At 69.7% G+C, this 6,000-nt stretch carries 5 protein-coding genes; 4 read left to right on the top strand and 1 reads right to left on the bottom strand.

The genetic code is table 11. The features are described from left to right. Both GT354_RS55490 and GT354_RS51110 read left to right on the top strand, forming a co-directional pair. Positions 1 to 207: hypothetical protein (locus GT354_RS55490; protein ID WP_237536260.1), on the top strand; the 207-nt coding region annotated here is incomplete at its 5' end. 267 nt (positions 208 to 474) lie between these two features. Continuing rightward, entirely contained in the window at positions 475 to 1,431 is a 957-nt protein-coding gene (locus GT354_RS51110) for an LPXTG cell wall anchor domain-containing protein (protein ID WP_161365184.1), read from the top strand. A gap of 97 nt (positions 1,432 to 1,528) precedes the next feature. Here the strand turns inward: GT354_RS51110 and GT354_RS51105 are convergent, their stop codons facing one another. Further along, a complete protein-coding gene (locus GT354_RS51105) occupies positions 1,529 to 2,632 on the bottom strand; it encodes a PP2C family protein-serine/threonine phosphatase (RefSeq protein ID WP_161365182.1) in 1,104 nt (367 codons plus the stop codon). Between the two features lie 185 nt (positions 2,633 to 2,817). Here GT354_RS51105 and GT354_RS51100 point away from each other — a divergent pair, with 185 nt between their 5' ends. Beyond that, complete coding sequence (locus tag GT354_RS51100; RefSeq protein ID WP_161365180.1) at positions 2,818 to 3,456, top strand: TetR/AcrR family transcriptional regulator; 639 nt, start codon at positions 2,818 to 2,820, stop codon at positions 3,454 to 3,456. A 153-nt stretch (positions 3,457 to 3,609) separates the two neighbouring features. Next, the gene (locus GT354_RS51095) at positions 3,610 to 5,310 is read left to right on the top strand and encodes an amidohydrolase family protein (protein WP_161365178.1); all 1,701 of its coding nucleotides are present in this window, start codon (positions 3,610 to 3,612) and stop codon (positions 5,308 to 5,310) included. Positions 5,311 to 6,000: the final 690 nt, after the last annotated feature.

The raw sequence follows: 6,000 nt of genomic DNA, 5'->3' as shown, positions 1-6,000 counted from the left end.
GCCGCTCTCCTCGCTGCGCTCGTCGAACACTCGACGGGGCCTGGTCGGTGGGCGCTGACGCGCCGGGAGCGCAGTCGAGTCCCGCTGCCGGGCGAAGCGCGCTCCGTGGGCGCGAAGCGCCGTCCGCAGCCGACCCGCCCGGCCCAGGGTCAAGGCGCGGCCCGGGTCGGGATCGCGAGGCCGGGCCACGTCACCCCGGCGCCGTGAAACCGCAGCCCACGACGCGATGGGAACACATCCCAAGCCACCAAAGGCGCGATCGCAGCGTTCCCCAGAGGTCGCGGAGCCGGATCGCGCCCATGGGATCCGGTCCTCGAAGAAACTTGGCCGGCGGGCGCAACCCCCCTGGGGGACAGGCGTCTTAACGGTTGAGAGCAAGGAACACGGCGACCGGGTCCGGGAATCGGGGTCGAGGCCGAGCCGAGCTCCCCATCACATTCTTCGGAACATCAATCGCCACGGGGGAACTCCGTCATGCGCATGCCCGTTATGAACCGAATTGCCAAGAACATCGGTATCTCCGGTGCGGCCGCCGTCACCTTCGCCCTCGTCACGCCCGTCCTGCCGGGCATGGCCGGCACCGCTTACGCGTGCGGCGGTGCCACCTCCGCGAGCGTCAAGAGCGATTCCCTCGACAAGGCCGAGCGTGCGGCCATGGACAAGGTCACCGTCGCGCTGTCCGGCGTTCCGGCCAAGGTCACCCGCGGCACCGCCTTCACCGCCAAGCTCTCCGTCACCAACAAGTCTTCCGTTGCACTCAACCGCATCCCGGTGGGGATCGGCCTCGGACTGCTCGACGGGTCGACCGATTCGCCCGACGGCAAGCTGCACCACGGAACGCCCAAGGACGCGTCCGTCCGCTACGCGGTCGCCGGCCAGGGATCACGCGCCCTTGCGCTGCAGACCGGTTGCGACCCCGTCATGGGCGGAACCATCACCATCCCCGCTTCCGTACCCGCCGGCGGCAGCACCACCGTCACGCTCACCGTCACGGTCAAGGCCGGCACTCCCGTCCAGGTCGTCAACGGCAGCCTCAGCGCCCTCGGCCCCGGGAACAACAGCACGAGCTACAAGAAGTTCGCCCTCACCAAGGCCACCCCGACCAAGCCCACCACCAAGGCCACCACCAAGCCCACCACCAAGCCCACTCCGAGCAAGTCCGTCCCGGCCGAGCCGGCTCCCGGCGCGACCGGGAAGAACGAGGCCAAGCCCGCCGCACCGGTCGTCGTGACCAGCCCGTCCGCCACGCGGTCGACCGCGCCGGCCACTGCGGACCCTGCCCCCGCCGCAGAGCCGCTGCCCGCCGCGCTGCCCAAGACCGGCAGCCCCTCGCACATCCCGGCGCTCGCCGCGGTCGCGGGTGGACTCGTCCTGCTCGGCACCGCCTCGTTCGTCGTGACCCGGCGCCGCCGCGCCACCATCGCCGGCTGAATCCACCGTCGGCACGCCGAAGGCCCCGGGGACTCCTTCTCCCGGGGCCTTCGCGCGTTGCGAAAGGATTCCGCAGGCACGTGCCGGTTGCCTCGGCTCAGGCCGGATGCCGCAAGGAGGTCAGCGGCCGGGCCGGCTTGACCAGCTTGGTGAGCGGTCCCGTCAAGGTGACCGCCAGCATCGCCGCGTCGTCCTCCAGCTTTCCGCCCACGTGGGCCAGCAGGCTCTGTTCGACGGAGTCCAACATCGCGGCGGCGTCCTTGTACGCGTGCGTCGCCAGCTGTTCGGCCAGGGCGTAGAACCGGCCCGAGGTGTTCCGAGCCTCGGTCACGCCGTCCGTGTGCATCAGCAGGACGTCGCCCGGCCGGAACCGAACATGCTCCACGGTGCGCGTCGTGGCCGGCGGCAGCAGCCCCATGCCCAATGGCAGGCCCGCCTCGGCGGTCACCTCGCCGACCGTGCCGCTGCGGACCAGGAGCGGGGACGGATGGCCGCACGCCAGGACCTGCATCGTGCCCTCGCCGGGACACAGTTCCACCATCACGGCCGTGACGAAGTCCTCGCCGCCGAGCTGGCGGTTCAGGCTCCGGTCCACCCGGATGCCGACCTCCGCCAGGGTCGGCGCGTCGTACGCGGCCTCACGGAACGCGCCGAGGGTGCGGGCCGCCATGTCCACGGCCTCCAAGCCCTTGCCGCGCACGTCGCCGAGCAGGACGCGGACGCCGTACGGCGTTTCCAGCACCTCGTACAGGTCGCCGCCGATCGACGCCTCCTCGGCCGCGGCACGGTAGCGGACCGCGAAGCCGAAGCGGCCGACCGCCTTCGGTACCGGGCGAAGCAGTGCCCGCTGGGCCACCTCGGCCACCGACTGCACGCGATGCAGGCGGGCGTCCTGGCGCCGCCGCTCCCGGCCCACCCAGCAGCCGAACAGCGTCACGATCAAGATGGCCGCCGACGTGCCGGTGGAGTGCGTGTAGTCGCCGGGTCCGGGGTGGACGACCAGCCGCGTGGTCAGCGCGATGGTCCCCGCCAGCGCGGTCATCCACGGCCGATACGCCATGGCCACGACCGCGGGCACCGCGATCAGTACGGCGTGCATGTCGAGGTAGGCCGGGGCGAAGAGCCAGGTCGCGATCACTGCCATGTACAGCCCCACTGCCACCGGAACGGCGCGGCTCGCGGGAAGGGGCACGGCGGGCATCTGTGAGGACCTTTCGTTGACGCACAGGGGGACGGGCTGTCGACCAACTCCGTCCATCGTCACCGACTCAAGGGCACGTGGACAGGGGCGAAGGTCCCATTAGGTCCAAAATGTATCCAAACCTGGCCAAACAGGCACTTGACAGCGGGCCGTACGTGTCGGGGCCCAGGCCATATGCTGCGCCCATGCCCCGTGACTCCGGCCCCACCCGGCGACGCATCGTCGAGGCCGCCGAGATCTTGTTCGCGCGGCACGGCCTCGATGTCCCGCTGCAGGACATCACGCGTGCGGCGGGTCAGCGCAACGCCGGCGCGATCCACTACCACTTCGGCGGGCGGGAAGGATTGCTGCGCGCGATCGTCGAACAGCACGTGCCGGTCGTGTACGCGCGCCGGCAGGCGCTGCTCGCCGTGGCCCGCGAACGGCCGGAGCGGTTGGACGGCTTCGCTCGCGCGATCGTGGTGCCGATCACCGAGTTGCTCAACGGCTCACCGGCCGATCGCGCCTACCTGCAGATATCGGTGGAACTGCTGCGCGACGCGACCTCGCCGGTGACCCCGCTGCTCGGCGGCCAGGACGTCCAGGAGGTCGTGGACGCCGTGGCGGTCGCGCGGCCCGAGTCGGCCGCCGCCGCACTCCAGACTCGCGCCTTCCTGGTCACCCAGATGGTCGGCATGCTGTGCGCGGCCCGCGCCGCGCGGCACACCCAGCCGCCGCGGCCGGACGGCATCGTCTCGACCGGGCTGCTCGACCCCGAAGCCTTCGACGAACACCTGACGGCGATCGTCGCGGGCGCACTCGCGGGCACGCCGGCCGACAGCTGAGCCCGCCGGCGCCACACCCGCGCACCGTTCGACCACCTCCGCCCCCGGAATGCCTTGACTCCTTCGACGCCTCGTATTAAACACACTCTTTAATTAGGCTCGCCGCCTGCCGAGCGCGGTCGAATCCGAGGCTCGGCCGAGGAAAGGGACGTCATGGCGACATACGACGTGGTCATCAAGGGCGGGGTCGTCGTCGACGGCTCCGGGAATCCGCGGTTTCGGGGCGACCTCGGGATCACCGGGGGGGTGATCGCCCGGATCGGGCGGATCCCCGAGTCGGACGCGGATCGCGTGATCGACGCGACCGGACTGATCGTCGCGCCAGGATTCATCGACCTGCACACGCACTACGACGGCCAGGTCTTCTGGGACCCGTACCTGACCACGTCCGGCCCGCACGGCGTGACCTCGGTGGTCACCGGCAACTGCGGTTTCGGCTTCGCGCCCGTGCGCGAGGAGATGCGGGACCGCGCGATGCTGTCGATGACCGCGGTCGAGGACATCCCGACCGAGACGCTGCGTGAGGGCATGCCGTGGGACTGGGTCACCTTCCCCGACTACCTGGACAGCGTCGACCGGACGCCGAAGGCGCTCAACGTGCTGCCGTACGTACCGGTCAACCCACTGCTGATCTGGGTGCTCGGACTGGAGCGCGCGAAGGCCGGCGCGCTGCCGACCGACGAGGAGCACGCCGAGTTGGCCCGGCTGCTGGAGCAGGCGATGGACGCCGGCGCGTGCGGCTGGTCCGCGCAGTGCCTGGGCGAGCCGGGCAACCCCGGCGGGCGGATGCTGCAGGGCGACTTCGACGGCACGCCGATGCCGACCGACATCATGTGGCCCGCCACCAGGCTCGCCCTGGCCGAGGCGCTGGCCCGACAGGGGCGCGGGTTCATGCAGGTCTCGGGCACCCAGATCACCGAGGAGGAGTACGAGAACCTCGTCGAGGTCAGCGGCCGACCGCTGATCTGGAACGCGGTGATCGCCAACTCGCGCAGCGGCGGGCTGTACAAGAAGAAGATCGAGTGGCTGCGCAGCTGCCAGGAGCGCGGCATCCCGATCTACGGCCAGGCGATGACGACCGACGTGCCGGTGCCGTTCAGCTTCCTGTACGGCGGCCTCTCGTCGCGGGCGCCGGTGGCCACGATCTTCGAGGCGGAGACGGTCGAGGAGAAGATCGCACTGCTGAACGATCCTCGGATCCGAGCCGAGCTGCGCGAATTCGACCCGCTGTTCTACCACCTGTACCCGGACATGAAGCTGCACCGGACGTTCACCGACGAGTACAAGCAGTACGAGGGGCTCTCGTTCAAGGAGATCGGCGCGGCGTTGGACCGGCACCCGATCGACGTCCTGTGCGACGTGACGATCGCGGACGGGCTCACCACCGAGATCCACACCGGGCAGTTCAACGCGACGTTGGACGGGCTGAAGGAACTCGTCGACTACGAGTATCTGATTCCCGGCCTGTCGGACGGTGGAGCGCACCTGAAGACGCTCAGCGCGGGGATGTACGGCACGGAGTACATCGTCGAATACGTGCGCAAGCACGCGTGGACGTCTTTGGAGCAGGCGCACTGGCGGCTGTCCGGCCTGCCGGCGCGGTGCGCGGGATTCACCGACCGCGGCGTGCTGAGCGAAGGTGCCGCAGCCGACATCATCGTCTACGACTACGACGAACTCGCGTACGGGGAACCGAAGTTCGTACACGACCTGCCAGGCGGTCAGCTCCGCACGGTGATCGACGCCAAGGGCTACCGCTATGTCCTGGTCAACGGACAGGTGACCATCGAGGACGACGAACAGACGGGCGTACACAGCGGCGAACTCCTGCGCCATGGACGGCGATCGGGCTGACCCGTCCGGCGGATGCACCGTCCTGATCGTCACACGACGCGCCAACCTCCCTGCCTGGCGGGGAGGTTGGCGCGTCTGTGAGCCGGCTTCGGGCAGGACCGCGCGAGCGGGTTTTTTCGGATGGCCGGCCGCGCGGAAAGGCGACCACGCACCGTTCGAGCGGAACGTCACCTACCGCATAGGTAAAGGTTTTACTTCCCCGTGGCCATGGCCGCGTTGGCGTATCCGAGCGCCTCCTCCGGCCGCATTCCCATGCCGGTGGGTGTCTGGTGGCTAACGAATCCGAGGTCCACCACACCACGTGCCTGTGGTTGCCGGATGCGCGTGATGCCCCATTTCCGGGCTACGGGCGCGGCCTACGAACAGCAAGCCGTCGAGCAACCTGCCGAAGAGTTGACCGCGTACAAGGCCTGGCCGACCAGTGCGACCCGAGACGCGTCCCGGGTGCTTGCCGGGCGGCGACGGAATCGAGCGGGAAGCCGATCACCGTCCGTGTCGAACGTTGACCCGCTGAAGTTTCGCCTTTAACTTGGCCCCAACCACGCTCGCGCGGCGCGTCTTGTCCGGACCGTGATCGAGTCGGGAGTCCGCGCCCACGGTGCAGCGATCGACGATCGCCGTCGCAGGTTCTCGATGTCGAAGTACCTCGCGCCTACCACCAGCCGACGGGAACCCGAATGAACGGCGGCA

It is taken from the genome of Streptomyces sp. SID3343 (assembly GCF_009865215.1).
Classification (GTDB): Bacteria; Actinomycetota; Actinomycetes; order Streptomycetales; family Streptomycetaceae; genus Embleya.
Note: the sequence above shows the minus strand (reverse complement) of the source record. Positions and strands in the feature narration are given on the sequence as shown.

What these genes read in the sequence shown, in the direction of transcription:
- GT354_RS51100 (WP_161365180.1), top strand. Translation starts at nt 2,818, where the DNA reads ATGCCCCGTGACTCCGGCCCCACCCGGCGACGCATCGTCGAGGCCGCC.
- GT354_RS51105 (WP_161365182.1), bottom strand. Translation starts at nt 2,632, where the DNA reads ATGCCCGCCGTGCCCCTTCCCGCGAGCCGCGCCGTTCCGGTGGCAGTG.
- GT354_RS51110 (WP_161365184.1), top strand. Translation starts at nt 475, where the DNA reads ATGCGCATGCCCGTTATGAACCGAATTGCCAAGAACATCGGTATCTCC.
- GT354_RS51095 (WP_161365178.1), top strand. Translation starts at nt 3,610, where the DNA reads ATGGCGACATACGACGTGGTCATCAAGGGCGGGGTCGTCGTCGACGGC.